Consider the following 25,641-nt stretch of genomic DNA (forward strand, 5'->3'; position numbering starts at 1 on the left):
GCACGCGTCGGGTGCCGGTTTCACTCGCGTGTGTGGAGCATCTGGCCGGCGGCGAGCTTGCGGTAGGTGGGGCTGGTGGTGAGTAGTTCCTCGTGGCGTCCGCAGGCAGTAGCGCGGCCTTCGTCCAGGACGATGATCCGGTCGGCGTGCTGAACGGTGGAGAGGCGGTGTGCGATCACCAGGAGGGCACATTCCCGCGCAGCGTCCCTCAGCACGGTGGTGAGCGCGGTTTCGTTGATGCTGTCGAGGTGGGAGGTGGGTTCGTCGAGCAGGAGGAGTGAGGGGCGGGCGAGCAGGGCGCGCGCCAGGGCGATGCGTTGGCGTTCCCCGGCCGACAGGGTGCCGCCGCGTTGGCCGAGCATGCCCGACAGGCCGCCGGGCAGTCGCCGTGCGACTCCCTCCAGTTGGGCGAGCTCGACGACGCGCCGTACTTCGGCGTCGGTGGCGTGGGGTGCGGCATAGGTGATGTTGTCGCGCAGGGTGCCGTGGACGACGTGGGTGTTCTGATCGACGACCGCGATGCGTTCGCGGCAGGCGGTTCGGCTCAGTTCGGCGGCGGGCAGGCCGTCGAACAGCAAGCTTCCGGAATCGGGTTCGTAGAACCTGGCGACCAGGGCGAAGATGGTGCTCTTGCCTGCGCCCGACCGGCCGACCAGGGCTGTCTGGCTGCGGTGCGGGACGGTGAAGGAGACGCCGCGCAGCACTGGCCGGTCCGGGTCATAGCCGAAGCAGACGTTATGCACGGTGAGGGCTGCCGCTTCGTCCTGCCCCTTGTCCGTCGCAATGGGTGGGCGGGCATCGGTTCGGGCGGCCGGCCCGGCGTCCGCTTCCGACCGCCTCTGTTCGAGGGCTGGGGCCAGGTCCGGCTGGGTGGGCTCCGCAGGAAGAGCGAGGGCTTGCTCGATCCGCTGGTAGGCACCCATGCCGCGCTGGATCAGGCCGACCGCGCGGAAAACCGACGAGAGCGGCAGGACCAGGTACGAGGCGTACAGCAGGAAAGCGACCAGGTCACCGAGGGAGTTGGCCTGCCCGGTCACCCGCAGGCCGCCGATGACCAGGACGATCAGGAAGGAGCCCTGGACGGCGAGTTCAACTGCGGGGCTCATCACCGAGGCGAGTTTCGCGGTCCGTACGCCGGCGCTGTACGCCGTTTCCACACGCTCTCCGATGCGCGCCGCCTCACGGTCCTCCGCGCGGTGGACGCGCACCATCGGCAGGGCGCCGAGCGCGCGTTCCAGGTCGGCGGCGATCGCACCGACCGAGCCTTGCATGCGTTCGGAGGCGGCCCGGATGCCCTTCAGCAGGGAGGCGACGATCGCCGCGGCGGCTGCCACGGTCAGGGCCACAAGGAGCAGCAACAGCGGATCGATCCACACCATGAGGACGATCGCGCCCGCCGCGACGAGTGCCCCCGTGACGAGGTCGACCAGTGCCTGGGACGCCACTTCCCTCAGCAGGGTGGTGTCGGCGGTGACGCGGGAGATCAGGTCACCGCTGCGGTGCCGGTCGTACTCCCGCATCTCCAGCCGGAGCAGCCGCGCCACCAGACTGTGGCGCAACTGTCGTACGACACCCTCGCCCATGCGCTCCAGAACGAAGCGGCCCACCGCGCCCGTGGCCGCCTCCGTGACGAACAGCACGGCCAGGAGCAGCAGCAGGGGCCACAGCACCTGCCCCCGTCCACTGGCGTCCACGACCTGCTTGGCCACGAGCGGCTGAGCGAGGCCCAGCGCCGAGCCGGTCAGGGTGAGCATGGTGGCGACGACGATGGAACCCCGGTGTCCGGCGGTGAGCCGGTACATGGTGGCGACCGCGGCCCGGGTGGAGCGGTCGGTTTCCGCCGTCGCCCGTGCCTGGTCCATGGTGCTGTCGGTCATCGGCCCGATCGGCTCCTGGGGGCGACGGCGATGAGCCGGGTGAAGTAGTCGTCGGGTACGCCTTCGCCGACGGGGCGGCCGTCCGCCTCGATCCAGGCATGTGCGTTGAAGGGAGGCACCACGCTCACACCGGTGCACCAGGTCGGCCAGGCCCCCGACAAACGGCACAGCAGCGCCGCGCCCAGGGAGCGGGGCAGGCAGCCTTTGGGGCCGGCGCAGCGCAGGCTCACCGCGCACATGGCGTCCCGCGCGGCCTGGGCCTGGCCGGTGGTGGCGGGGGTGGCTCCGCGGCATGCCAGTTCCAGGACTGCGCGGATCCGGCGGGGCGGCAGGAGGGAGAGCGCGAGGGCGGGGAGCAGGAGGAAACGCGCGGCCTGGCGCCGCGCGAAGGACACTCCGGTGGGCCTCTCCAGGGCGCTGGGCGTTGTCATTCCGCCAGCCCCGCCGTCCGCAGCTCGGCCACCAACGCCGCGACGTCCTGTTCCGCCCGCCCGCGGTCGATGTCGAACTCGGCGGTCAGCGCGTCGGCCGCGGCTGCTTCGTCACCGCCCGCCATGAGCGTCTTGACCACCAGGGTGCCGGTGGGATTCAGTTCCCAGTACTCTCCGGCGCGTTCGTCCAGGAGGACCGTTCCGTAGTCGGTCTCCGCCGTGGAGACGTTGACGCCGAACCGCAATGCCATGGTGTGCGTACCTTTCCCGTGATCGAGTTCAGAGGCCGGTTCTAGGGACTGGTGGGGGCTGCGGACTTCGTGGTGCGGGGCAGGCCGCGCAGCCACACTTCGGCGGCGATGGTCGAGTAGAGGGTCGCGTGACGAAGCTCGGGTGTGGCGGGCCGCTCAGCGAGCCGGCGCAGGGCCTTTCCGTCCACGAGGCCCAGCCGTTCCAGTCGCGAGTCCTCCCACAGGGCCAGCAGATCGGCGCGGTGTTCCCGCAGCCCGTTGGAGGCGTCCATGGAGGCGGCGGCCTTGTTGCTGCGCCGCAGGCACGCGTCCGGCACGATCCCGTGCATGGCGGCGGACAGGAGCGGTTTGTACTGCCAGGGCGTGACGCGCTCGCTCGGGCGGACCGCGAGGCACGCCTCGATGACGCGGTCGTCGAGGAACGGCGAGGCCATCGGCACCCCGGCGCGGGCCGCCATCCGGTCCCACTGGCGGATGATGCGCGTGCAGGAAAGGATCTGTTCGAGGTCGGCGTGCAGGCCGCGGTCCGGGTGGAGCGGGGACGCGCTCTCCGCGGCCTCGTTCAGCGCCCGCCGGGCCGCCCGCTCGGCGTCGGGGGTGACCCAGTCGAAGAGCCGAGGGGGCATGCCCCAGCCGAGGCTGGTGGCCACGGTTGCGGGCAGCGGATCACGCAGGTGGCAGCGGGCGTCGGCCAGCCAGGTGCTGTAGGGCCGCGAGTCGGCCAGCGCGCGTGCCGTGGCGCCCAGGGGCCACTGCCACAAGGCCTTGAATCCGCGCAGTTGCCGCAGCGCGAACAGCGGGCGGGTGCGCAGCAGTCGGTGGTAGTACGCCTCGGAGCACCAGGCGACGTGGTCGCCGCCGATGCCGGTCAGGTGCAGCCGGCTGCCGCGCTCGGCCATGGCGGGCAGATGGTGCAGGACCCGTGAGCGGTCCATGACGCCGATGGTCGGTTCGTCCAGCAGGTCGTCGATGCCGAGCAGGTCGTCGTAGACCAGCGGGGAGGCGTCGGCGTCATGGACGACGTGCTCGACGTCCGGCAGTGACCGGATGGCCTGTTCGGCCCAGAAGAGATCGGTGTCGGCGGGGTCGCGGCCCGGCCAGGTGCTGGCGACCACCCGGGCCGGTGAGCGGTCCGCCAGGAAGCAGATGGAGGTGGAATCCAGGCCGCCGGACAGGTCGCAGCTGACCACGCCGCCTTGGCGGGTACGGGCCCCGACGGCCTCGCTGAGGGCCTCGCGGACGAGCGGGGCGCCGGCGGCGAGCGTCCGTACGGGCTCGGGCGGTGTCCACCAGCGCGAGTGGCGTACGGTCCGGCCGTCCGCCGCGACGATCAGCGCGTCCTGTGGGGACACGGCGGTGACGCCGCGCCACATGGGTGCCTCGGCGAGCGGCTGGGGAACCGGCCACAGCAGGCGGACCGCCACTTGCTCCGCGTCCGGTTCGGCGCCGAGCGCGGCGGCGAGTACGTCGGCGCGGCTGGCGGCCACCCGCACGCCGTCGACGGAGGTGTGGAAGACCAATCGGAGCCCGGACGCGGTGCCTTGCACTCTGAGCTGTCCGCCGAGCGCGGCGACGAGGTGGAAGCTGCCGGGAAGCGAGCGGGCCAGTGCGTCTGCTTCGGCGAGGTCGCGCAGCCGTCCGGCATGGCCTTCGAGTTCAGCGGCGTTGATCGGACAGCAGCCGATGACGGCGAGGGCCGCGTGGCCGGCGCGCGCGGTGACAATGTCCTGGTCGTGCCACTGCCCCACCAGCCAGGGGCGGCCCGAGGCATGCTCCAGGATGCGCGTTCCGGGGCGGGAGAAGGATCGGGCCACGGCGGCCGCGTCCTCACGGTCGGTGAAGACCGCGAAGTGCGCGTCGCCGGGGCCCGTCCCCGCACTCTCGTGCAGTTCAGTCATGACGTCGGGTCAGAACCGTCGATCGTCAGTTCTTGCTCAGGATCAGCCGGTCGTTGCCGGAGCTCTGCAGGAGCCCGGTCTTCTTCCGGAACGTCCCGAGCTTGGCGAGCGTCGGCGCTTCGTAAGCCTTCTTCATGACCTCTCCTCACGTGCAGGTGTCACGACCACCTCCCTGGCCGGCTGCGAACCGGAATCCGGCTCGCAGCCGCCGGCCCAGGGCTCATCGGGAGTCCGGGACGAGGAAGCGGCGTACGCAATAGCTATGCGCATGAAGGGATTCCCCGACAAGACGGCCAAGGAAAATAGGACTATATACGAAGTACAAATGTGGCCGAATTCGAACCTGTCGGCCACACGGATGGTCAAATATGAAACATTCGACGGGAGGTGTGCAGACAAGAGCGAAAGAACGTCTCGAGCTGCACATTGCAAAGGGCTCGACGGGCCAGATAGGGGGCGCGCGGCGTAGCAGGGCGACGGAGCCGCTGGAGCGCGCGCCGGTCCCGTTGACGCGCCTCCTCGCCCTTACTCCTCATGTCCAAATGGCTGGATACTGCCGTTGCCCGCTGCTGCCGCAGGCTGCAAGGGGTCAGATGCGGCGAGCGTATCGGGGTGCAGTTGTGCCCAGCAAATGAACGTTCACCGAAGATTTTTTGAAATACCTGGCGATGAAGAGTTGGCACGACTATGTCTCTCGGGGCTTCTGGTGGGCCGAGGGGATCCGTTGCCGGAAGTCGCGCGTACAGCATGAGCACGTGCAAATAGGTGATCTTGTTCTGTGTCCCATGTTGCCTGCTGTGCCGACGAAGCGGACGACGCCACTGTCCGCGAACGGGTTGATCGACGGTGATGGGTGAGGAGCCGTCGCCCGCACCTGGGCGGCCCGCTGGTTCTGCCACGCGAGCGCCTGCTCGACCTGCCACACCGCAGTCCGCCTTCGTCCGCCAGACGCTGAAGACCGATCCCATCGGCGTGGCGTCGAGCACCCGGGGGACTCTCCCCATCCACAGCTCTTCGTTGACGTACGGCCTGCGCGCACCTAGCTCGCGCAGAGCGGCCAGGTGCTCCTGAGAGCACGCCACTGTCACGGATTATGTCTGCCGGGACAAGCGGCGAAGGCTAACCGCAGTTACAGCACCAGAACGGCCGCGGAGGGCATCCTCCCTCCACCGTGGCGCACCACGTTCGCCGGTCCCCCACGGTACGCAAGGACGCACACAAGGGCGCCGCGACGTCGACATCCCTGTCGTAGGCGTCGAGGAGGATCCCGAGGCGCACGGCGTCGCGCTCGCCCGCCGCCTGCGAGTGCCCACCGTGATCGGCGACGTCACCCAGGAGGGCGTCGCGGACCTGCGCGTGGCCTTGCGGCTGTACGACGACGACTTCGCCACCGCCGTGTACCGCACCCTGCGCGCCGCCCACCCCGAGGCGCTCACCCGCAGCCGCAGCGTCTCCCACCTGGCCGCGCCCGCCTTCGCCGGAGCGATGATGGGCCGCCAGATCCTGGGCGCCATACCGGTCGAACGCAGGGTGCTGCTGTTCGCCGCGCTCGTGGTCGCCGGTCACCCGTGCTTGGAGGGCCGCACCATCGCGGAAACCTTCCGTCCCGGTGCCTGGCGCGTCCTCGCCCTCGACACCACCGCGCCCGCCGACCGGCACCCCGACCTGGCGACCCCGCGCCCGGCCGACGGCGAACACCACACCACCGGCCTGATCTGGGACCTCCACCCCGGCTACGTACTCAAACCCGAGGACCGCGTCGCCCCGGCCGCCACCCGCCGGGCCCTGGCCGAACTCCTCGGCAGGCATCAAAAGTCAGGATCTTTTGGCGGCGGTCCTGCCCTCCAGTCGTTGGTCCGGGTGTGCCGTTGACTTGACGCGCACGACCAGACCTTGGACTGCCGGTCGCCGATGATCGAGGCAGCGAACGACCTTCGGCTCCCGATTCCACTTACACGACCACCGGGATCGCAACACCCCTACGAGGCGGAACCCAGTCAGCGCATACCAGCGCAGCTCAGCGCACCCTCCCCCGTGGCTTCAGCGCCACCGGCGGGAGTTCGGGTGCGGGCAGGCGGCCGCCGGAGTAGCCGTGGACTTCGCCGAAGCGGGTGCCGGTCATCCAGTCGGCGCGGGCTTGGGCGATCTCCTCGTGGGTGCGGCCGACGAAGTTCCACCACATGACGATCTCCTCCTCGAACGGCTCGCCGCCCAGGAGCATCAGGCCCGCGTCGGATTCCGCGCGGAGGGGGAGGGAGGTGCGGCCGCAGCCGAGGTAGAGCATGGAGCCGGGGAGGACCGGGACGCCGTCGACGTGGGTTTCGCCGGACATGGCGAGCACGGCGTACTCGAAGTCGGGGTCGAGCGGCAGATGCGTTTCCGTGCCGCGGGTGAGGGCGAGGTCGGCGCCGACCAGGGGGGTGTAGGTGGTGCCGGGTGAGCGGGCGCCGTCGAGCTCGCCGAGGATGACCGTGGCGGTCAGGCCGGGGGCCGTGACGTGGGGGAGGTCGGCGTGGTACTGGAAGTCGGGCTCGACGTGGCGGTGGGCGTCGGGCAGGGCCACCCAGAGCTGGGCGCCGTGGAGGAAGCGGGCGTGCGGGCGGGGGCTTTCCTCGGAGTGGGAGATGGCCCGCCCGGAGGTCATCAGGCCGAGCTCGCGCGGGCGTACCGTCCGGAGGCTGCCGGTGCTGTCGCGGTGCAGCACCTCGCCCTCGTGGAGCCAGCTCACGGTCTGGAGGCCCATGTGCGGGTGGGGCGGCACCTGCATGCCGGGTTCGTCGGCGATGTCGTCCGGCCCGTAGTGGTCGACGAAGGCCCACGCGCCGACCATGCGGCGGCCGAGGTTGGGCAGCAGGCGGCGCACCTCGGTGGATTCACCGAGCTGTACGCGGCGGGGGCTGAGGAGCTCTCGTACCGGCTCGGCGACGACGAATCCGCGGCCGCCGCAGACGGAGAGCGCGGCCTGACGGTCTAGGTTGCTCATGCCGCCCAACCTACCGGCGGGCCCGCGGCCCGGGCTCCGGGCCCACAGAGCTTACGGGTCGTCAGACCACCCGTATGCCGGGCCAACAACGCCAGCAAAGCGGGCATATGACGTGCCATATGAGAACTCACATGCCCGAGCTCCGCGCCGCCGCCCGGCGCGTGGGGCGTCGTCACTTCCTCACCGTCGCCGGTGCCGCGGCCGCCCTGGCGTTCACCACGCACCTGCCGGCCGCCGGTGCGGCGAGCCCTTCCGTGCTGGACGCCAGGAAGATCGGCAAGGATCCGTTCACGCTGGGCGTCGCCTCCGGTGACCCGCTGCCGGACTCCGCCCTGCTGTGGACCCGGCTCGCGCCGAGCCCGTACGAGCCGGACGGCGGTCTCCCGGCGCAGCGGGTGGAGGTGCAGTGGGAGGTCGCGTACGACGAGCGCTTCTTCGTGGTCGTCAAGAGGGGGACCGCCACCGCCCATCCGGAGTACGCCCACAGTGTCCATGTGGAGGTGCCGGGCCTGGATGAGGACCGGGTCTATTACTACCGTTTCAAGGCCGGTACCTGGATCAGCCCCGTGGGCCGTGTCCGTACCGCCCCGTCGCCCGACTCCTTCTGGGTGACCAGCATGACGTTCGCCGCGGTGGCGTGTGCCGCCTACTTCGACGGCTACTACACGGCGTACAAGCACCTGGCGTCCGAGGACCTGGACATGGTGGTGCACCTCGGCGACTACATCTACGAGTACGGGGTCGACTCGGCCGGCGGACACCGGGGCTACACCGACCGGCAACTGCCCGCCCACTTCAACCGGGAGACCGTCACCCTGGAGGACTACCGGCTGCGCTACGCGCTCTACAAGAGCGATGCCGACCTCCAGGCCGCGCACGCGGCGCATCCGTTCGTCGTGACGTGGGACGACCACGAGACCGAGAACAACTACGCGGGGGCGGTTCCGGAGAACGGCGTACCGCCCGAGGAGTTCCTGCTGCGCCGCGCCGCCGCGTACCGGGCGTACTGGGAGCACCAGCCGCTGCGTCCGCCGCAGCGGCCCGTCGGCGCCGATATGCGGCTGTACCGGCGGCTGTCGTTCGGGAGCCTCGCGCAGTTCGACATCCTCGACACCCGCCAGTACCGCTCCAACCAGGCGTACGGCGACGGCTGGCACGCCCCGGGGCCCGAGTCGGAGGACACTTCGCGCACCATGACGGGCGCCGCGCAGGAGCGCTGGCTGCTCGACGGGTGGAAGGAGTCGGACGCGGTGTGGAACGTCGTGCCGCAGCAGGTCACCTTCGCCCAGCGGCGGAGCGCGCCCACGGCGAACTACACGCTCTCCATGGACGCGTGGGACGGCTATCCGGCCTCCCGCAAGCGCATCCTGGACGGCGCGGTCGCGGCGGGGCTGGACAACCTGATGGTGCTGTCCGGTGACGCCCACGTCGGTTACGGCTTCGACCTGAAGGCGGACTTCAACAACCCCGCCTCACGCGTCATCGGCACCGAGATCGCCACGACGTCCGTCACCAGCGGCAGGGACGGTGCCCAGAAGCCCGGCAACTGGAACAGCCTCACCCAGGCCAACCCGCACCTGAAGTTCTACGACGGGCGCCGGGGCTACACCGTCATCAGGCTGGGCCACCTCAGCGCCGACATCGCCTTCAAGACCGTCTCCACGGTCACCCGGCCCGGCGGCACGCTCAGCACGGCCGCCACCTTCTCCACCGGTACGGGCATGCCCGGCCTCCACCCCGCCTGACGGTGGCCGCCGGGCGCCGGATTCACCCGTTCGGCGCCACCCACGGGCACAGTGCCCGCTCCCGGCATTGCATGGGGCCATGGGCGACCTCACCTACCGGATACGGCGGCGGCACCGCCGTCCGCCACGCGCCGTCCTCGTCCTGGTCCTGGCGGCGCTCCCGCTCTCCCTGGCCGGGTGCTCGGCCGATGCCCCGTCACCCAGGGAGCGGGCCATCGCCGCGATCGACGCGTTCTGCGAGGACCTCGGGGCCATGCGGATGGACGCGGGCAAACTGGCCGACCTCAGCCCCAGGTCGAAGGGGCGCGAGGAGCTGAGGGACCTGCGGGAGGACGTCGCCCATGACCTCGGTCTCGTGACGCGCAGCGCGCGGGGTGTGCACAAGGCGCGGGCACGGGCACGCGCGCGTGCGGTGTCGGACGCGTACGGCAGGGTCAGCAGGGCCATCGACGAGCTGCCCGGCGGCGCCACGGGCACGCAGGCCGCCCAACTGATCAGGCCTCATTTGGAGGCGCTGGACCACGCCATCGCGGCGTCGCAGGCGTCCGTGAAGTGCTGAGCCGGGACGGGCCGGAGCGGGGCTCACCCCCGGTAGCTCTCCAGCAGCCGCAGCCACACCTCGCTGATGGTGGGGTACGCCGGGACCGCGTGCCACAGGCGGGCGATCGGGACCTCGCCGGCGACCGCGATGGTGGCCGAGTGGAGCAGTTCGCCGACCGCTGGGCCCACGAGGGTGACGCCGAGGAGGATCTCGCGTTCGAGGTCGACGACCATCCGGGCACGGCCGCGGTAGCCGTCCGCGTAGAGGCCGGAGCCGGCCACCGCCGCGAGATCCTGGTCGACCGCCCGTACCCGGTGGCCCGCCGCCTCCGCTTCGGCGAGGGTGAGGCCGACGGAGGCCGCCTCGGGGTCGCAGAAGACGACCTGCGGTACGGCGGCGTGGTCGGCGGTCGCGGCGTGCGCGCCCCAGGCTCCGGTGTCGAGCGGTGCTCCGCCGTCGGCGCGGACGCCGATGGCCGCCCCGGCGATACGGGCCTGGTACTTGCCCTGGTGGGTGAGGAGGGCCCGGTGGTTGACGTCGCCGACCGCGTAGAGCCAGTCGCTCCCGTCGACCAGGCAACTGTCGTCCACGAACAGCCAGGAGCCCGGTTCCAGGCCGACGGTCTCCAGGCCCAGGTCGTCGGTGCGGGGCGCGCGGCCGGTGGCGAAGAGGACCTCGTCGGCCTCGACGCGCTCGCCGTCGTCCAGGACGAGCGTGACCGGTCCGGTGGGGTGCGGGCGCTCCACGGCGGTGACCGAGACGCCGGTACGGATGTCGGCGCCCGCCTCGGTGAGCGCGTCGGCCACGTGCTCGCCGACGAACGGCTCCATGCGCGGCAGCAGGCCCCGGCCGCGTACCAGCACGGTGACGCGGGAGCCGAGCGCCTGCCAGGCGGTGGCCATCTCGGTGCCGACCACTCCCCCGCCCACCACGACGAGCCGGCCGGGCACGTCCTTGGCGCTGGTCGCCTCGCGGCTGGTCCAGGGCCGGGCGCCGGCGAGGCCCGGGATGTCGGGCAGGACGGCGCGGCTGCCGGTGCACAGGGCGACGGCGTGCCGGGCGGTCAGCACGCGCCGCTCGCCGTCGGGCCCCTCGACGGTGATCCTCTTGCCGCCGTCGAGCCTGCCGTGGCCGCGGTGGAGGCGGGCGCCGATCGAGTCGAGCCAGGCCGCCTGGCCGTCGTCCTTCCAGTGCGACACGTAGGCGTCGCGGTGGGCGAGCACCGCGGGGGCGTCGAGGGGGCCCTGTACGGCGCCGCGCAGGCCGGGGACCTTGCGGGCGTCGGCGCGGGCGATCGCCGGGCGGAGGAGTGCCTTGCTGGGCATACAGGCCCAGTACGAGCACTCGCCGCCGACCAGTTCGCTCTCGACCACCGCCACGCTCAGCCCGGCCGCCGCCGCCCGGTCGGCCACGTTCTCGCCGACGGGGCCCGCGCCCACCACGACGACGTCGTACTCCAGCGTCTCCACCGTTTCGGTCATGGGGTCAGTCTGGTGGTACGTGTGCGCCGTGGCCACATGGGCAGTCGGAATAGCGCGGCTCCGGGCACCGTTGTGCGGGGGCCGGGGCCAGCCCCACGTATACCGGACCGGAAGAGGTAGGCAGCATGAGCACCGTAGAGCTCACCAAGGACAACTTCGATCAGGTTGTGACGGACAACGACTTCATCCTGATCGACTTCTGGGCTGCCTGGTGCGGGCCGTGCCGCCAGTTCGCCCCGGTCTTCGAAAGCGCGTCCGAGCGCCATCCGGACCTGGTGTTCGCCAAGGTCGACACGGAGGCGCAGCAGGAGCTGGCCGCGGCGTTCGAGATCCGGTCGATTCCCACGCTGATGATCGTCCGTGACAACGTCGCGGTGTTCGCCCAGCCCGGGGCGCTGCCCGAGGCCGCCCTGGAGGACGTGATCGGGCAGGCCCGCAAGCTCGACATGGACGAGGTCCGCAAGTCCATCGAGAAGGGCAAGGCCGGGGCCTGACCCCCGGGGCCACCCCTTCGAGGGGGGACCGCCGGCGCCGGGCGCGGCCACCCGCGCGGGGCCGACGCGCGGGGCCGACGCGCGGGGCCGACGCGCGGGGCCGACGCGCGGGACCGACGCGCGGGACCGACGCGCGGGACCGCCGGCGCCGGGCGCGGCCACCCGCGCGGGGCCGACGCGCGGGGCCGACGCCCCGAACACCCGCGCCGGGCCGCCGCAGGGGCCGCCGCGCCGGCGCGCGGCCCGGTCAGCGCTCCAGCACCAGCGCCAGTCCCTGGCCCACCCCGATGCACAGCGCCGCGAGGCCCGTTCCCGAGCCCGCGGCCGCGAGCTGGTGGGCCACGGCCCCGGCCAGGCGGGCGCCCGAGGCGCCCAGCGGGTGGCCGATGGCGATGGCGCCGCCGCGCGGGTTGACCAGCGACGGGTCCAGCTCGGGCCACTCGGCGAGGCAGCCCAGCGACTGGGCGGCGAACGCCTCGTTCAGCTCGAAGGTGGTGAGGTCGGCGAACGTGCGGCCCGCCTTGGCGAGGGCGCGCTGGACGGCCTCCACCGGTCCGAGGCCGAAGAGCTGCGGCTCGATGCCCGTGACGGCGGAGGCGCGGATACGGGCGAGCGGCTCGCGGCCGCAGGCCTTCAGGCCCTCCTCGTCGACCAGCAGCAGCGCGGCGGCGCCGTCGTTGAGCGGCGAGGCGTTGCCGGCGGTCACGGTGCCGGTGCCGTCGGTGCGGAAGGAGGGCTTCAGCTTGGCGAGCGCCTCCATGGACGTGTTGTCACGGACGCACTCGTCGCGGGTGAGCTCCACTCCCCCGTACGGCACGACCTCACCGTCGTACAGCCCCTCCGCCCAGGCGGCCGCCGCCTTCTGATGACTCGTCAGGGCGAAGGCGTCCTGCTGCTCCCGGGTGATCGCGTGCTTGTCGGCGATCAGCTCGGCGCCCTCGCCGAGGGAGACGGTCCATTCGGCGGGCATCCTGGGGTTGGTCATGCGCCAGCCGAGCGTGGTCGAGTGGAGCTGCTGGTGGCCGGCCGGGAAGGCGCGCTCGGGCTTCTGGAGCACCCAGGGCGCCCGCGACATGGACTCGACGCCGCCCGCGAGGACGACCGACGCGTCGCCCAGCGCGATGGCCCGCGCGGCCTGGATGACCGCTTCGAGGCCGGAGCCGCACAGGCGGTTGACGGTGACGCCGGGTACGGAGACGGGGAGCCCGGCGAGCAGGACGGCCATGCGGGCCACGTCGCGGTTGTCCTCGCCGGCCCCGTTGGCGTCGCCGAAGTAGACGTCGTCCAGCCGGGCGGGGTCGAGGGCGGGCGTGCGGTCCATCAGCGCCCTGACGACGTGGGCGGCGAGGTCGTCCGGCCGTACGGACGAGAGGGCGCCCCCGAACTTGCCGATCGGTGTGCGGACGGCGTCGACGATGTAGACGTCGCGGATGCTCATCGGGTGCTCTCCCACGTGACCTCGCTGCCTCGGCTGTTCGCCAGGTGAAGTAATCTTCGTGGCCCGGCCTCGCCTGAGTTTCGGCCGGGGGCCCGGCCCCTGTCAACGGCGCGCGGTCAGCGGATGCGCGCCGAGAGCCCGTAGTCCAGTTCGGCGCCGTCCACCAGCAGGGCCTCCACCGTGCGGGTCTCGGGGTCGATGTCGGCCTCGACGCCCTCGCCGGCGTACCGGGGATAGCCCGACGCACCCGTCTCACCGGTGGCTTCGACGACGGCCGAACGGATCGCGACCTCCGCGAGGTGCGCCGGGTCGCGCCCCTCCGCGTGCTCGGGCACCAGCAGGATCTCGAAGCGCTGCGGATGTGTGCTCATGCAGGCGACGCTAGAGACGTTCGGCCCGCCACGCACCTCAGGTGCCCAAGGCACCGCAGGCGACCTCAGGTGGATTCGCGGTGGATCGCGCGGGCTCCCATGAGGTCGTGCCCCTCCGGCGTGCGGTCCGGGTCGCCGACCACGCGGTCGACCAGCTCGGCCAGGTGCTGGCCGGTCTCCATGTCGATCTGGACCGTGCTCAGCCGGGGCCTCAGCAGTTTGCCGAGCAGCAGGTCGTCGGCGCCCATCACGGCCGTGTCGTCCGGGACGGACACGCCCGCGTCCTGCAAGGCGCGCATCAGGAGCATCGCGTACTCGTCGTTGTACGCGAAGACGGCGTCCAGCCCCAGGGCGGGCCAGCGGGCGGCCAGGGCCCCGGCCGACTCCTCCGTGTAGGCCAGCGGCACCGGCACGACCTCCGCGCCGGTGCCCGCCACCGCGCCGCGCACCCCTTCGAGGCGGGGCCCGGAGAACAGGTCCAGACCGGCCTCCTCGGGCACGACGACACCGATGCGCCGGTACCCGCGCTCCAGCAGGTGGGCGCCCGCGCAGCCGCCCACCCGGCGCTGGTCCACGGCCAGGCTGTGGGCGCCCTCGACGGGCCGGGGCCCGAGGGTGATCACGGCCCGGGCGCCGGACCGCTTGAGGACGTCCACGCCCTGCGGGGTGAGCTCCACCTCGCCGAACGACACGACGGCGACAGGCCTCAGCTCCGCCCAGGCGCGGGCCGCCTCGTCCCCGTCCAGGCCCATGCCGGCGTACTGCACGACCGTGTAGTCGAGCCGGCGCAGCGCCCACTGGAGCTCGTTGAGGAAGTGGCCGTAGAGCGGGCCGACGGGGATGTGCGCCGTGGGCAGCAGCACGATCCGGGTGCGGCCGGCGCGCAGGCTGCGGGCGGCGGCGTGGGGTACGTAACCCAGCTCCTCGGCGGCCTCCCGCACGCGGCGGCGGGTCGGTTCGCTGATCCGTACGGCCGAGGTGTTGTTGAGGACGTACGAGACGGTGGCCCGGGAGACACCGGCCAGCCGCGCGACATCGGCGCTGGTCGGAACCGGGCGTGGCGCCGGAGGCCCGGCGGGCGGTCTGGGGGGTGTCTGGGTCATCGCTCTCGCATCTTTCCAGACCGGTCCCCGCCGGGGTCTGGCGGATGGCCGGAAAGGGGTGCTACACAGTCCCCCACCAGCTTACTGACACGTGTCACCATCGTGTGTGACCCCACCCCAGGAGGGCAACGTGGCCCTTTCCGCGTCCGGTGCGGAAACGTCCGGGACGTCCGGCACCGATTCGCCGTCCGACTCGCCGGCTTCTCCCCCGTCCCCAGCCCCCGCCCCCGTGCGGCGCCCCACGCGCGGACTGCTGCCGCTGCTCCTCATGGGAAACGCCGCCATGTACGCGCTGTACGTCGGCGTCCCGGGCGTCCTGCTGGCGCTCCAGATCGAGGACATCGACCCGGCCGGCAAGGTGACCAGTTTCGGACTCGTCTCCGGCGTCTCGGCGGTGTTCGCGACCGTCTTCAACCCGGTCGCGGGCGCGCTGTCGGACCGCTCGGGCCGCCGCAACCCGTGGATCCTCGCCGGAGGGCTCCTGGCCCTTCCCGTGATGCTGCTGCTCGGCAGCGTCGACACGATCCTTCTGGTGACGATCGCCTGGTGCCTGGGCCAGGCCGTGATGAACGTCTACCAGGCCGCCCTGACCTCGGTTGTCCCCGACCGGGTCCCGGTGGCCGCGCGCGGCCGGGCCTCGGCGGCCGTCGGCCTGGGCCTGCCCGTGGGCACCACCGCCGGCGCCCTGCTCGGCGCGGCGTTCTCGGAGGACTACCGCACCGGCTACCTGGTGTTCGGCGCCGTCGTGGCGGCCGCGGCCGTGCTGTTCACCGCCTGCGCCCGCGAGGAGCGGCTGCCCGCCCGCCGGCCGATGCCGTTCCGGGAACAGATCGCCGCGTTCGGCAGTGCGCTGCGGGCCCATGACTTCCGGTGGGCCTTCATCGGGCGGGCACTGCTGATCCTGGGGTACTTCGCGGTCGCCGCCTTCCAGCTCTACGTCCTCCAGGACCACACCGAGCTGCCCGCCGGGCTGAGCGCCGAGGAAGCCGTGGCGATCCTGATGCCGGTCAGCAGCGCGGCGATGGCCCTGTCCACCGTCGCCGGGGGCTGGCTGTCCGACCGCTTCGACCGCCGCAAGCTCTTCGTCGGCGCCTCGGCGGCGCTGACCGCGGCCGCCCTGCTGGTCCCGGCCGTGTCGGCGAGCTGGCCCGCCATGCTGGTCTTCTCCGTGCTCAACGGCCTGGGCTTCGGCTGCTACATGGCAGTCGACACGGCCCTCGTCACGATGGTGCTGCCCAAGGCCGAGGACGCCGCCCGGGACATGGGCGTGCTCAACATCGCCAACGCGGGACCGCAGATCGTCGCCCCGTTCGTCGCCTCGGTGATCGTCACCGCCACCGGCGGGTACACCGCTCTCTTCCTCGTCGCGGCCGCGCTGTCGGTGCTCGGCGCACTGGCCGTACGGCCGATCCGTACCGTGTCCTGATCACCCGTCGACACTCCTGCTACCAGAAGGGCAGCAACGTGCGTCTGCACACCACCACCTGGGGCGAGGGCGACCGCGTCGCCCTGCTCATCCACGGCATCATGGCCGACCACCGCACCTGGCGGCGGGTCGGGCCGGCCCTCGCCGAGCGGGGTTACCGCGTCCTCGCCGTCGACCTGCGCGGTCACGGCGCCAGCGGGCGGGCGGAGACGTACACGGCGCGGGACTTCGCCGACGACGTCGTCGACACCCTGCCGAAGGGCGCGGAGCTCGCCGTGGGGCACTCGCTCGGCGGCCTGACACTGTCCCTCGCCGTCGAGCGCCTCGCACCGCGCCGCGCGGTCTACTCGGACCCGGCGTGGCACCTGCCGGCGGGCGCGGAGGGCTTCCGTGGCGGACTGTTCGCCCAGTTCAAGGCCGCGACGCGGGAGATGGTGACGGCGATGAACCCGCGCTGGGAGGCGGCGGACGTCGACATCGAGCTGGAGACCCTGAAGGTGTGGGACGAGGCGACGGCGTACGGGCTCGAACCCGTCGCCGGGACCGATCTGCTGCCGCCCGCGCCCGTCGTCCCGTCGCTGGTGACCCTCGCCGATCCGAGTCAGCTCATATCCCCGGAGCGGGCCGCGCTGCTCCGGGAGCGCGGTTTCGAGGTCCGCACGGTCAAGGGGGCCGGGCACACCATCCACCGGGACGACTTCGACGCCTTCATGGCGGCGCTGGACGGATGGGTCTGACCGGCCCCGTCAGGCGACGGTGACGGCCGCGAAGGTGTCGCGGAACGCGCCCAGGGTCGTCGCCCCGGGCGTCCGGTCCAGCACCGCGAACACGACCTCGTCGAAGTGGCGGGCGAACCGGCCCTCCCCGGTCAGCAGCGCCCGGAAGGCGCGCGCCACCTCGGCGGGGTCGTTGCGGAAGACCCCGCATCCCCACGCGCCCAGCACGAGGCGCCGGTAGCCGCACACCGCCGCCGTCTCCAGCACGCGTTCCGCGCGCGAGGCCAGCGCCGCCGGTATGCGCCCGGCGTCCTCGGGCGTACGGCTGGTGATCACCCCGGCGTTGGGTGCGGGGGACGTGAGAAATCCCACTGTGTAAGGGGAGTTGAGGAGCCGGCCGCGGTCGTCGCGGAAGACCGGGACGCCCGGGGAGTGGATGACGCGGTCGGTGTAGAAGGGGCTGCGGTCGGCGCGGTGGTGGGCGTAGAACTCCGGTACGCGCAGCAGCGTGGCGTACAGCGCCGAGGCCCGGCACAGGGCCTCCTCCTGCGCCTGTGCTCCGTTCAGGTAGCCTCCGCCCGGGTTGCGGGCGGAGGAGAAGTTGAGGACGGCGACCTCGCCCGGGGCGTCGTGGGTGAACCGTCGCGCGGCCTCCAGGCTGGACTCGCCCGTGACCTCGAACCGGGTGGTCCGGTCGGTGTCCGGGGTCACCGCGACGGGCTCGGGGCCGTACATCGTGGTCCCGGCGAGGGCGGCGGCGGCCTCGGCGCCGATGGTGACGGGGCGGCCACCGGGGGCCTCGTACCGGCCGGCCCCGACGATCTCCTCGGTTCGCTTCGCGATCTCTCGCAGACGTGCACTCATACCCGGCATGGTCGATAATCATTCGAGCGCGCGGCAACCGGATTTCCGCCCCTGAGGGCACTCTTGTGCGATCACAGACCGGTGGCTTAGGTGGGACGGAACGCCTTCAGCAGGAGGAGCCCACATGCCACTGAACGACCTGCCGGACAGCGGCGGTCCACTGGCCGAGGACGAGGCCGAGGATCTGCTGCGCTGCATCTGTTTCAAGACCGGCCCCCCGCGCGCGGTGGGGGTCGAACTGGAGTGGTTCGTCCATGACCTGCACGTCCCGCACCTTCCCGTCACCCACGACCGGCTCCGTACCGCCTTCGGCGGATTGCGGGCCCTGCCGCTGAAGTCGGCACTCACCCTCGAACCCGGCGGGCAGCTCGAGCTCAGCTCGCCGCCCGCGGCGTCCCTCATGGAGTGCGTCGGCACCGTCTCGGCCGATCTGGCGGCCGTACGGACCGCACTGGGCGCCCTCGGCCTCACCCTCACCGGCTCCGGTACCGATCCCTGGTACCCGCCCCGCGACCGGCTGCTGAGCGAGCCGCGCTACGACGCGATGGAGAGCTACCTGGACCGTACGGGTCCGGCGGGGCGCGCCATGATGCGGGACACGGCCTCGGTGCAGGTGTGCCTGGACGCCGGTCACGAGGAGCCCGGGCCGCTGGGCTTCGAGCGGCGCTGGCGGCTGGCCCACCTGCTGGGTCCCGTCCTGGTCGCCGCGTTCGCCAACTCGCCGGTCCTGCACGGCAAACCGTCCGGTCTGCGGTCGGCCCGGCAGGGTCTGTGGGCGGACCTCGATCCGGTACGGGGCACGGCGCCCGGCACCGGGCTGGAGCCGCGCGCCGCGTGGGCGGCGCACGTGCTGGACGCGCCGGTGATGTGCGTCCGGGGCACGGACGGGGGCGGGCCCTGGGAGGTGCCCGAGGCGCTGACCTTACGGGAGTGGCTGCGGTCCGGGGGGCCGAGGCCCGCCACCCGCGCGGACCTCGACTACCACGTGACCACGCTGTTCCCGCCGGTCCGGCCGCGCGGGCACCTGGAACTGCGCATGATCGACGCCCAGCCGGGCGAGGACGGCTGGATCGTGCCGCTCGCGGTCACGACCGCGCTGTTCGACGACCCGGAGGCGGCCGAGGCCGCGTACCGGGTGGTCGAGCCCCTGGGGGCGACGGCGTCAATGGCCGACACCCCGCCGCGTGACGCGCTGTGGCGCGGCGCCGCCCGCGACGGCCTGGCCGCGCCCGCACTGCACGAGGCCGCCGTCGCCTGTTTCGCGCTCGCGCTGGAGGCCCTGCCCCGGCTGGGCGCCACCACCGCCGTCCTGGACGCGGTCGCCGCGTTCCACGAGCGCCATGTCGTACGGGGCCGGTGTCCCGCCGACGACCAGTTGACCCCCGCGACCACGACCGTGACCGGGGCACCCGGGAAGGACGCCAGCAGATGACCGACCCCGAGAAGCTCAGGCGGCGGGCGCTGGACGCGCTGACCACCGCCCGGGCTCGCACCGCGCTGCTCACGAGCTGTGTCGACGACGGTGAACTGACGGCCCAGCACTCGCCGTTGATGTCCCCGCTGGTGTGGGACCTGGCCCACATCTCCAACCAGGAGGAGCAGTGGCTCTGGCGGGCGGTGGCGGGCCGTGAGGCGCTGCGCCCCGAGATCGACTCGATCTACGACGCGTTCGAGCACCCCAGGGCCACCCGGCCCACGCTGCCGCTGCTGGCACCGGCCGAGGCGCGGGCGTACGCCTCCGACGTGCGCGACCGGGTGCTGGACGTCCTGGAGCGCACCCCGCTGGAGGGCGGCCGGCCGCTGGTGGACGCGGCCTTCGCCTTCGGGATGATCGCCCAGCACGAGCAGCAGCACGACGAGACGATGCTGATCACCCACCAACTGCGGCGCGGCCCCGCCGCGCTGGACGCCCCGGCGCCGCCGCCCGGTCCGGGTACGGCGGGCCTCCCCGCCGAAGTGCGGGTGCCGGGCGGTCCGTTCACCATGGGCACCTCGGCGGAGCCGTGGGCACTGGACAACGAACGCCCGGCGCACGCGCGCGTGGTGCCCGACTTCTTCATCGACACGGTGCCGGTCACCAACGGCGCGTACATGGCCTTCATCGCGGACGGCGGCTACCGCGACGAGCGCTGGTGGGCGCCGGAGGGCTGGGCGCAGATCCGCGAGCACGGCATCGGCGCGCCGCTGTTCTGGCGCCGTGAGGGCGGCCAGTGGCTGCGGCGCCGGTTCGGTGTCGTGGAGCCGGTGCCCGAGGACGAGCCGGTGCTGCACGTGAGCTGGTACGAGGCCGACGCCTACGCCCGCTGGGCGGGGCGGCGGCTGCCGACCGAGGAGGAGTGGGAGAAGGCCGCCCGGCACGACCCGGTCTCCGGCCGCTCGCGGCGCTACCCGTGGGGCGACGAGGACCCGGCGCCCGACCATGCCAACCTGGGCCAGCGCCATCTGCGGCCCGCGGCTGCCGGGAGCTATCCGGCGGGGCAGTCGCCGCTGGGCGTACGGCAGTTGATCGGCGACGTGTGGGAGTGGACGTCCAGCGACTTCCTGCCGTACCCCGGTTTCGTCGCCTTCCCGTACAAGGAGTACTCGGAGGTCTTCTTCGGGCCGGGGCACAAGGTGCTGCGCGGCGGTTCCTTCGCCGTGGACCCGGTGGCCTGCCGGGGCACGTTCCGCAACTGGGACCTGCCCGTCAGGCGGCAGATCTTCTCCGGGTTCCGTACGGCGAGGGACGCCTGATGTGCCGTCACATCGCCTACGTCGGGCCACCGGTACCGCTGGGCGAGGTGCTGGTGGAGCCGGCGCACGGCCTGTACCGGCAGTCCTGGGAGCCACGCCGGCAGCGGTACGGGACGGTGAACGCGGACGGGTTCGGTGTGGGCTGGTACGCGGACGGCGACCCCGTGCCGGCCCGCTACCGGCGCGCCGGGCCCATCTGGGCCGACCTGTCGTTCGCCGACCTGGCCAGGGTGGTACGCACCGGGGCCCTGCTGGCCGCCGTCCGGGACGCCACGCTGTCCGGGGCCGACGCGGAGGCGGCCGCCGCGCCGTACGCCGCCGGGCCGTGGCTGTTCAGCCACAACGGGGCGGTGCGCGGCTGGCCCGGTTCGCTGGCGCCGCTCGCGCGGCGGCTGCCGGGCGACGAGCTGCTGTCGCTGGAGGCCCGCAACGACTCGGCCCTGGTGTGGGCGCTGCTCCTGCACCGGCTGCGGGACGGCGACGACCCCGCCCGGGCGCTGGCCGACACCGTGTACGACGTCGCCGCCGCGGCGCCCGGGTCGCGGCTGAACCTGCTGCTCACCGATGGCGAGACCGTCTGGGCGACCGCCTGGGGCGACACCCTGTGGTACCTGGCCGAGCCGGGCCGGGGCCGCGCGGTCGTGGCCTCGGAGCCGTACGACGACGATCCGGGCTGGCGTGAGGTGCCCGACCGCACCGTGCTCGCCGCGACCCGCACCGATGTTCTTCCGACCCCGCTCAAGGAGCCACCCGCGTGAGCCCGTTCCTGCTGACCCGTACCCTGCCCGAGGACGCCACCGGTGCCGATCTGCGCGCCGACGTCCTGCACGGCCTGACCCGTACGCCCAAGGACCTGCCGCCCAAGTGGTTCTACGACGCGCGGGGCAGTGAACTGTTCGAGGAGATCACCAGGCTGCCCGAGTACTACCCGACCCGGGCGGAGCGGGAGATCCTGATCGCCCGCTCGGCGGAGATAGCCGCCGCCACCGGGGCCCGCACCCTGGTGGAGCTGGGCTCGGGCTCGTCGGAGAAGACCCGCCACCTGATCGACGCGCTGCTGCCGGGGCTGGAGAGCTACGTACCGGTGGACGTGAGCGAGAGCGCGCTGACGGGGGCGGCCGAGGCGCTGACCGCCGAGCACCCGGGGCTCCTGGTGCACGCGCTGATCGCCGACTTCACCCGGGGCCTGGCCCTGCCGGGCACGCCGGGGCCCCGGCTGGTCGCCTTCCTGGGCGGCACGATCGGCAACCTGCTCCCCGGGCAGCGGAAGGTGTTCCTGCGGTCCGTGCGTTCACTGCTGGCGCCCGGCGACGCGCTGCTGCTGGGCACGGACCTGGTGAAGGACGAGGCGACGCTGGTCGCGGCGTACGACGACGCGGCGGGCGTGACGGCCGCGTTCAACAAGAACGTGCTGGCGGTGCTGGCGCGCGAGCTGGGCGCGGACGCCGATCCGGCCGACTTCGACCACGTCGCGGTCTGGGACCGGGAGAAGGAGTGGATAGAGATGCGGCTGCGGGCGCGGGAGGCGCTGACCGTGAAGATCCCGGAGCTGGACCTGGCGGTCCCCTTCGATGCCGGTGAGGAGATGCGTACGGAGGTGTCGGCGAAGTTCCGTCAGGAGGGGGTGCGGGGCGAGCTGTCGGCCGCCGGGATGGAGCTGACGCACTGGTGGACGGACGAGGAGGGGCGGTTCGCGCTGTCGCTGGCGACAGCGGTGTGAATCGCGTTCTGAGCCGCCCGGGCCAGTGAGCGGCGGTCGGTGTGGCGACCGGCGGGGATCGGGGGCAGGATCCGGATCTCCGCCGTGAGCCCGCCGGCCGCCGCCACGCGCCACAGCGAGGCGGCGAGCGGGTCGTCGCCGACGAAGGCCGCCGGGCCGGCCGGGTGGTAGGTGACGCGTACGGGCTGGACGGCGGCGCCGGCGTCGAGCGCGGCCTGGAAGGCGGCGGGCCGGAACCGGCCGTGGGCGCGGCCGCACCAGGTGGAGCCCTCGGGGAAGACCACCACGCGGGAGCCGCCCCTGAGCGCCTCGGCGATGTCCCGGACCGTGCCGGGCAGGGAGCGCAGCCGGTCGCGTTCGAGGAAGAGGGTGCCGCCCCGGGCGGCGAGCGGGCCGAGCAGCGGCCACCGCCGTACCTCGCTCTTGGCGAGCATCCGGCCGGGCAGGACGGCGGCGACGAGCGGGATGTCGAGCCAGGAGATGTGGTTGGCGACCACGAGGCGCGGGCTGTCGTGTGGTGTGCCGGTGATCCGCAGGCGTACGCCGAAGGCGCGGATCACCGTCCGGCACCACAGGCGGGTGGCCCGCTCGCGGGCGGCGCGGCCGAGGGGCGCCGTGAGGGGCGCGAGGAGCACGCCGGCGAGGACGGCCAGGGTCCCGGCCGCCAGGCGCCCGACGGCCCGGACGCGGGAGGCGGCGGCCGCCGGTCCGGGTGTACGGGCGCAGTGCCGGGGCGTGCAGGGCGCGCCGGGCAGCCAGGCGCTCACCGGACGTCGGGGGCGAGGGAGAGGAAGTGGCGCAGGTAGCGGGGGTTGGTGCGGCGCAGCGACAGCAGCACGTACAGGTCGGCGACGCCGAAGTCGGCGTCGTGGGCGGGCGCGCCGCAGACCCAGGCGCCGAGGCGCAGGTATCCGCGCAGCAGGGGCGGGAGCTCGGTGCGGCCGGCGGGGCGGGCGACGCCGTCGGCGGACCAGAGCTTGTGCGGGGTGACCCAGTACTCCTCGGGGGCCAGGTGTTTGGCCCTGACCGTGTCCCAGGTCGCGGCGGCGAGGGCGCCGCCGTCGGCGAGCGGGAGGGAGCAGCAGCCGGCCAGCCAGGTGTGGCCGGTGCTGGTCATGTAGCGGGCGATGCCTGCCCAGATGAGGGAGATGACGGCGCCGTTGCGGTGCGCGGGGTGGACGCAGGAGCGGCCGACCTCGACGAGGTCGTCGCGGACCGGGGCGAGCCGGGTGAGGTCGAACTCGCCCTCGGAGTACAGCCGCCCGGCGACCCGGGCGCGCTCGGGCGGCAGCAGCCGGTAGGTGCCGACGACGTCGCCGGTGGCCTCCTCCCGTACCAGGAGGTGGTCGCAGTAGGCGTCGAACTCATCCGCGTCCAGGCCCGGTTCGGGCCCGTCGAGCCGGGCGCCGAGCTCTCCGGCGAACACCTGGTGACGCAGCCGCTGGGCGGCGCGCACCTCCTCCTGCTCGCGGGCGAGCGCGACGACGTAGCGGGGCTGGGGCGCGGTGGGGCTCTCCAGCGTGGCGGCGGGGGATGCGGGCATGGCGGTCTCCTGTGCCGGAGGGAAGGACCCGGGCCACGACTGCGGCGGCCCGGCCCCTTACTTCTTCCGTGGCCGGCTGGATTCGGCATGACCGTGCGGCGGAGCGAGGGTGTGCGCCTGCTGAATGCCCGGTACGCGACCCGCACGGATGGGTGCCCCCGTGGCGGCCACGGCCCGCTTACGCCCCAGCGCACGGACCGGGTTCACCCCTCGCCGCTTACCGGCCGGTGCCCCTGCCGCGCGCTCATGCGCCGGTGACCCGCGGCGCGCGCGACCCGGCCCGGTTACCCGGCGGCGCCCGTGGGCCGGTTACACCGCGACATGCGCGACCCGCCCCGGCAACCCCGTGGCCCGCTCGGGCCGGCTTACCCCTCGCCGCCTGGCGGCCGGTGACCTGCGGCGCTGGTGCGCCGTGTCCCCCGGCGGGCGCGGACCGGTTCACGCCTCGCCGCTTACTGGCCGGTGACCCGCGGCGCGCGTGACCCGGCCCCGTCATCCCGCAGCGCTCGCACCCCGTCCCCGGTCCCCTCGCCGCCCCTCGCCCGGCCCCCGTTACCCCTCGCCGGTCAGGATGGCGGTGATCCTGGCCGAGGCTGCCTGGGCCGCGGGCTTGGGGGGCCGGCCCTGGAGGACGGTGGTCATGTAGGGCTTGATGGGGTTGGCGGCCTCGACGGCGGCCCATTCCGGTGAGTTGGGTGTCGCACGGCCGCGTGCGGCGCCCGCGGCCATGGCGGCGGTGGCTTCCTGGCCGTCCACGGCGGCGGCGAGGGAGGCCTTGTTGGGGACGTAGCTCATGGTGCGGGCGAGGTCGGTCTGCCACTTCTCGCCGGCCAGCGCCGTGACGACGTCGATGGCGGCGTGCCGGTCGCGGGAGTTGAGCGGGACGATCAGGTCGGAGCCGCCGGTGAAGACCGCGCACGGCTTGCCGGCGGACTTGCCGGGGATGGGGAAGAAGCCGAGCTTGTCCTTGAGGGCGGGGTTGCGTTCCGTGATGGCGGCGGCGACGCTCGGCGGCGCGATGATCTGGGCGACGTCGCCCCGGGCGAAGACCTGGGCCTGGGGCGGGTTCTCCTCGTCGGCGTCCTCGGGGCCCTCGCCGAGTGCCTGGAGTTCTTTGTAGACGTCCATGCCGCGCAGGGCGGCCGGGGTGTCAAGGGCTCCGGTCCACCGGCCGTTCTTCCGGACGGCCAGCTCGCCTCCCTCGTCCCAGATGAACCCGGCCAGGGTGTACCAGTCCTGTCCGGCGAGGTAGATGCCCTGGGTGCCGCCGGCGCTGTCGTTGAGCTTCTCGGTGTCCTCCAGCCACTGCTCGCGGGTCTTCGGGGGCGTCTTGATCCCGGCCCGGTCGAACAGGTCCTTGTTGTAGACGACCACCCGGTTGGCCGCGTACCAGGGGATGCCGTACTGGGACCCGTTGACCTTGCCGGGTTCGGCGAGACCGGGCAGCCAGTCCTGGTAGCCGAGGTCGCGCACCGATTCGAGCGTCAAGTCGTACAGCAGCTCGGTCTCGGCGTACTGGGCGACCTGGGTGTTGCCGACCTCGATGACGTCGGGGGCGTCGTCGCTCTCCAGCGCGGCGGTGACCTTCTTGCCGATGCCGGTCCACTCCTGGAAGGTGACCTCCAGGTCGATGCCGGGGTGCTCCTTCTCGTACGCGGTGGTGAACCGCTTCAGGAAGTCGTCGGACACGCTGCCCTTCATCAGCCACACCGTCACCGTGCGGGTGCCGGCCTTGTCGTCGCCGGGCAGGAGGCCGCATCCGGTCAGGGCGGGCGCGGCCGCGACGACGAGCGCGCAGGCGCACGCCAGGAAGCGCTTCTTCACGTAGGTCACCTTTTGCGTGTGCGGAAGAGTGGACCCGACGTGGGGGGAAGCGAAGCGGGTTCGCCGCGGGCGTGATGGCTGGATTTTGGTATGGACCAAGTGGCGGGTCAAGGGTTCGGGGCAAGGGGTCGGCCTGGCGCCGCATCCCGTGCCCCATCGCCGCGCGGACCTCGGCCTGGTGGTGCACCGTGGAAGGAACGCA

General features: G+C 72.9%; 23 protein-coding genes and 1 pseudogene. 10 read left to right on the forward strand and 14 right to left on the reverse strand.

From position 1 onward, the window contains the following. Nucleotides 1–20 precede the first annotated feature (20 nt). The 5 genes from AB0J57_RS02160 to AB0J57_RS02180 are packed head-to-tail and all read right to left on the reverse strand — an operon-like array spanning nucleotide 21 to nucleotide 4,593. Complete coding sequence (locus tag AB0J57_RS02160; protein ID WP_366125987.1) at nucleotides 21–1,877, reverse strand: ABC transporter ATP-binding protein; 1,857 nt, start codon at nucleotides 1,875–1,877, stop codon at nucleotides 21–23. After that, nucleotides 1,874–2,308 (reverse strand): lasso peptide biosynthesis B2 protein, encoded by a 435-nt coding sequence (locus AB0J57_RS02165; protein WP_366125988.1) that lies wholly within the window; start codon nucleotides 2,306–2,308, stop codon nucleotides 1,874–1,876. The genes AB0J57_RS02160 and AB0J57_RS02165 overlap by 4 nt, the downstream gene beginning before the upstream one ends. After that, nucleotides 2,305–2,559 carry a lasso peptide biosynthesis PqqD family chaperone gene (locus tag AB0J57_RS02170; RefSeq protein WP_366125989.1) on the reverse strand — a complete coding sequence of 85 codons (255 nt, stop codon included), beginning with the start codon at nucleotides 2,557–2,559 and terminating at the stop codon, nucleotides 2,305–2,307. Before AB0J57_RS02170 ends, AB0J57_RS02165 begins: the two co-directional genes overlap by 4 nt. A 41-nt stretch (nucleotides 2,560–2,600) precedes the next feature. Then, the gene (locus AB0J57_RS02175) at nucleotides 2,601–4,457 is read right to left on the reverse strand and encodes a lasso peptide isopeptide bond-forming cyclase (protein ID WP_366125990.1); all 1,857 of its coding nucleotides are present in this window, start codon (nucleotides 4,455–4,457) and stop codon (nucleotides 2,601–2,603) included. A gap of 25 nt (nucleotides 4,458–4,482) precedes the next feature. After that, a complete protein-coding gene (locus AB0J57_RS02180) occupies nucleotides 4,483–4,593 on the reverse strand; it encodes a keywimysin-related RiPP (RefSeq protein WP_215072813.1) in 111 nt (36 codons plus the stop codon). A 1,112-nt stretch (nucleotides 4,594–5,705) separates the two neighbouring features. Between AB0J57_RS02180 and AB0J57_RS02185 the strand changes: the two are divergent. Further along, a pseudogene (locus AB0J57_RS02185) lies at nucleotides 5,706–6,329 on the forward strand (potassium transporter TrkA); the annotation flags it as partial. A 145-nt stretch (nucleotides 6,330–6,474) separates the two neighbouring features. On the opposite strand, the gene AB0J57_RS02190 reads toward AB0J57_RS02185, so the two are convergent. Beyond that, nucleotides 6,475–7,440: a pirin family protein gene (locus tag AB0J57_RS02190; RefSeq protein WP_366125991.1), complete on the reverse strand. Its 966-nt coding sequence runs from the start codon at nucleotides 7,438–7,440 to the stop codon at nucleotides 6,475–6,477. Between the two features lie 131 nt (nucleotides 7,441–7,571). On the opposite strand from AB0J57_RS02190, the gene AB0J57_RS02195 reads away from it, so the two are divergent. Then, nucleotides 7,572–9,185 carry an alkaline phosphatase D family protein gene (locus AB0J57_RS02195; RefSeq protein ID WP_366125992.1) on the forward strand — a complete coding sequence of 538 codons (1,614 nt, stop codon included), beginning with the start codon at nucleotides 7,572–7,574 and terminating at the stop codon, nucleotides 9,183–9,185. A gap of 79 nt (nucleotides 9,186–9,264) precedes the next feature. After that, entirely contained in the window at nucleotides 9,265–9,744 is a 480-nt protein-coding gene (locus AB0J57_RS02200) for a hypothetical protein (RefSeq protein WP_366125993.1), read from the forward strand. A 23-nt stretch (nucleotides 9,745–9,767) separates the two neighbouring features. On the opposite strand, the gene AB0J57_RS02205 is transcribed toward AB0J57_RS02200, so the two are convergent. Beyond that, nucleotides 9,768–11,207 (reverse strand): NAD(P)/FAD-dependent oxidoreductase, encoded by a 1,440-nt coding sequence (locus tag AB0J57_RS02205; RefSeq protein ID WP_366125994.1) that lies wholly within the window; start codon nucleotides 11,205–11,207, stop codon nucleotides 9,768–9,770. 125 nt (nucleotides 11,208–11,332) lie between these two features. Between AB0J57_RS02205 and trxA the strand changes: the two genes are divergently transcribed. Next, nucleotides 11,333–11,701, forward strand: a complete 369-nt coding sequence (trxA, locus tag AB0J57_RS02210; protein ID WP_366125995.1) for a thioredoxin — start codon at nucleotides 11,333–11,335, stop codon at nucleotides 11,699–11,701. Between the two features lie 247 nt (nucleotides 11,702–11,948). Here the strand turns inward: trxA and AB0J57_RS02215 are convergent, their stop codons facing one another. From AB0J57_RS02215 to AB0J57_RS02225, 3 genes are all read right to left on the reverse strand, one after another. Beyond that, nucleotides 11,949–13,139, reverse strand: a complete 1,191-nt coding sequence (locus AB0J57_RS02215) for a thiolase family protein (RefSeq protein ID WP_366125996.1) — start codon at nucleotides 13,137–13,139, stop codon at nucleotides 11,949–11,951. Between the two features lie 116 nt (nucleotides 13,140–13,255). After that, nucleotides 13,256–13,510: a hypothetical protein gene (locus AB0J57_RS02220; RefSeq protein WP_366125997.1), complete on the reverse strand. Its 255-nt coding sequence runs from the start codon at nucleotides 13,508–13,510 to the stop codon at nucleotides 13,256–13,258. 65 nt (nucleotides 13,511–13,575) lie between these two features. Further along, nucleotides 13,576–14,613, reverse strand: a complete 1,038-nt coding sequence (locus AB0J57_RS02225) for a LacI family DNA-binding transcriptional regulator (protein WP_366125998.1) — start codon at nucleotides 14,611–14,613, stop codon at nucleotides 13,576–13,578. A gap of 229 nt (nucleotides 14,614–14,842) precedes the next feature. Here AB0J57_RS02225 and AB0J57_RS02230 point away from each other — a divergent pair, with 229 nt between their 5' ends. Together AB0J57_RS02230 and AB0J57_RS02235 are read left to right on the forward strand one after the other, a co-directional pair. After that, a complete protein-coding gene (locus AB0J57_RS02230; protein ID WP_366125999.1) occupies nucleotides 14,843–16,039 on the forward strand; it encodes an MFS transporter in 1,197 nt (398 codons plus the stop codon). 38 nt (nucleotides 16,040–16,077) lie between these two features. Then, nucleotides 16,078–16,776: an alpha/beta fold hydrolase gene (locus AB0J57_RS02235; RefSeq protein WP_366126000.1), complete on the forward strand. Its 699-nt coding sequence runs from the start codon at nucleotides 16,078–16,080 to the stop codon at nucleotides 16,774–16,776. A 9-nt stretch (nucleotides 16,777–16,785) separates the two neighbouring features. Here AB0J57_RS02235 and AB0J57_RS02240 read toward each other — a convergent pair whose 3' ends face one another. Beyond that, the gene (locus tag AB0J57_RS02240; RefSeq protein ID WP_366126001.1) at nucleotides 16,786–17,619 is read right to left on the reverse strand and encodes a TIGR02452 family protein; all 834 of its coding nucleotides are present in this window, start codon (nucleotides 17,617–17,619) and stop codon (nucleotides 16,786–16,788) included. A gap of 124 nt (nucleotides 17,620–17,743) precedes the next feature. On the opposite strand from AB0J57_RS02240, the gene egtA reads away from it, so the two are divergent. Genes egtA through egtD form a run of 4 tightly spaced genes read left to right on the forward strand, consistent with a single transcriptional unit; the run spans nucleotide 17,744 to nucleotide 22,072 of the window. Beyond that, on the forward strand, nucleotides 17,744–19,051 hold the full coding sequence (gene egtA, locus AB0J57_RS02245; protein ID WP_366126002.1) for an ergothioneine biosynthesis glutamate--cysteine ligase EgtA: 1,308 nt from the start codon (nucleotides 17,744–17,746) through the stop codon (nucleotides 19,049–19,051). Next, complete coding sequence (egtB, locus tag AB0J57_RS02250) at nucleotides 19,048–20,352, forward strand: ergothioneine biosynthesis protein EgtB (protein ID WP_366126003.1); 1,305 nt, start codon at nucleotides 19,048–19,050, stop codon at nucleotides 20,350–20,352. Before egtA ends, egtB begins: the two co-directional genes overlap by 4 nt. Further along, a complete protein-coding gene (gene egtC, locus AB0J57_RS02255; protein WP_366126004.1) occupies nucleotides 20,352–21,110 on the forward strand; it encodes an ergothioneine biosynthesis protein EgtC in 759 nt (252 codons plus the stop codon). The genes egtB and egtC overlap by 1 nt, the downstream gene beginning before the upstream one ends. Then, on the forward strand, nucleotides 21,107–22,072 hold the full coding sequence (gene egtD, locus AB0J57_RS02260; RefSeq protein WP_366126005.1) for an L-histidine N(alpha)-methyltransferase: 966 nt from the start codon (nucleotides 21,107–21,109) through the stop codon (nucleotides 22,070–22,072). Before egtC ends, egtD begins: the two co-directional genes overlap by 4 nt. On the opposite strand, the gene AB0J57_RS02265 is transcribed toward egtD, so the two are convergent. From AB0J57_RS02265 to AB0J57_RS02275, 3 genes are all read right to left on the reverse strand, one after another. Further along, nucleotides 21,967–22,839 (reverse strand): lysophospholipid acyltransferase family protein, encoded by an 873-nt coding sequence (locus AB0J57_RS02265; RefSeq protein ID WP_366126006.1) that lies wholly within the window; start codon nucleotides 22,837–22,839, stop codon nucleotides 21,967–21,969. The genes egtD and AB0J57_RS02265 overlap by 106 nt on opposite strands. Then, entirely contained in the window at nucleotides 22,836–23,615 is a 780-nt protein-coding gene (locus tag AB0J57_RS02270) for a GNAT family N-acyltransferase (protein ID WP_366126007.1), read from the reverse strand. Before AB0J57_RS02270 ends, AB0J57_RS02265 begins: the two co-directional genes overlap by 4 nt. 552 nt (nucleotides 23,616–24,167) lie before the next feature. Beyond that, nucleotides 24,168–25,439, reverse strand: a complete 1,272-nt coding sequence (locus AB0J57_RS02275; protein ID WP_366126008.1) for an extracellular solute-binding protein — start codon at nucleotides 25,437–25,439, stop codon at nucleotides 24,168–24,170. Nucleotides 25,440–25,641: the final 202 nt, after the last annotated feature.

This window comes from Streptomyces sp. NPDC049837 (genome assembly GCF_040674455.1).
GTDB lineage: Bacteria > Actinomycetota > Actinomycetes > Streptomycetales > Streptomycetaceae > Streptomyces.

Excerpts from the sequence above, each read along its gene's own strand:
- AB0J57_RS02160 (WP_366125987.1), bottom strand. The coding sequence starts at position 1,877 with ATGACCGACAGCACCATGGACCAGGCACGGGCGACGGCGGAAACCGAC.
- AB0J57_RS02165 (WP_366125988.1), bottom strand. The coding sequence starts at position 2,308 with ATGACAACGCCCAGCGCCCTGGAGAGGCCCACCGGAGTGTCCTTCGCG.
- AB0J57_RS02170 (WP_366125989.1), bottom strand. The coding sequence starts at position 2,559 with ATGGCATTGCGGTTCGGCGTCAACGTCTCCACGGCGGAGACCGACTAC.
- AB0J57_RS02175 (WP_366125990.1), bottom strand. The coding sequence starts at position 4,457 with ATGACTGAACTGCACGAGAGTGCGGGGACGGGCCCCGGCGACGCGCAC.
- AB0J57_RS02180 (WP_215072813.1), bottom strand. The coding sequence starts at position 4,593 with ATGAAGAAGGCTTACGAAGCGCCGACGCTCGCCAAGCTCGGGACGTTC.
- AB0J57_RS02190 (WP_366125991.1), bottom strand. The coding sequence starts at position 7,440 with ATGAGCAACCTAGACCGTCAGGCCGCGCTCTCCGTCTGCGGCGGCCGC.
- AB0J57_RS02195 (WP_366125992.1), top strand. The coding sequence starts at position 7,572 with ATGCCCGAGCTCCGCGCCGCCGCCCGGCGCGTGGGGCGTCGTCACTTC.
- AB0J57_RS02200 (WP_366125993.1), top strand. The coding sequence starts at position 9,265 with ATGGGCGACCTCACCTACCGGATACGGCGGCGGCACCGCCGTCCGCCA.
- AB0J57_RS02205 (WP_366125994.1), bottom strand. The coding sequence starts at position 11,207 with ATGACCGAAACGGTGGAGACGCTGGAGTACGACGTCGTCGTGGTGGGC.
- trxA (WP_366125995.1), top strand. The coding sequence starts at position 11,333 with ATGAGCACCGTAGAGCTCACCAAGGACAACTTCGATCAGGTTGTGACG.
- AB0J57_RS02215 (WP_366125996.1), bottom strand. The coding sequence starts at position 13,139 with ATGAGCATCCGCGACGTCTACATCGTCGACGCCGTCCGCACACCGATC.
- AB0J57_RS02220 (WP_366125997.1), bottom strand. The coding sequence starts at position 13,510 with ATGAGCACACATCCGCAGCGCTTCGAGATCCTGCTGGTGCCCGAGCAC.
- AB0J57_RS02225 (WP_366125998.1), bottom strand. The coding sequence starts at position 14,613 with ATGACCCAGACACCCCCCAGACCGCCCGCCGGGCCTCCGGCGCCACGC.
- AB0J57_RS02240 (WP_366126001.1), bottom strand. The coding sequence starts at position 17,619 with ATGAGTGCACGTCTGCGAGAGATCGCGAAGCGAACCGAGGAGATCGTC.
- egtA (WP_366126002.1), top strand. The coding sequence starts at position 17,744 with ATGCCACTGAACGACCTGCCGGACAGCGGCGGTCCACTGGCCGAGGAC.
- egtB (WP_366126003.1), top strand. The coding sequence starts at position 19,048 with ATGACCGACCCCGAGAAGCTCAGGCGGCGGGCGCTGGACGCGCTGACC.
- egtC (WP_366126004.1), top strand. The coding sequence starts at position 20,352 with ATGTGCCGTCACATCGCCTACGTCGGGCCACCGGTACCGCTGGGCGAG.
- AB0J57_RS02270 (WP_366126007.1), bottom strand. The coding sequence starts at position 23,615 with ATGCCCGCATCCCCCGCCGCCACGCTGGAGAGCCCCACCGCGCCCCAG.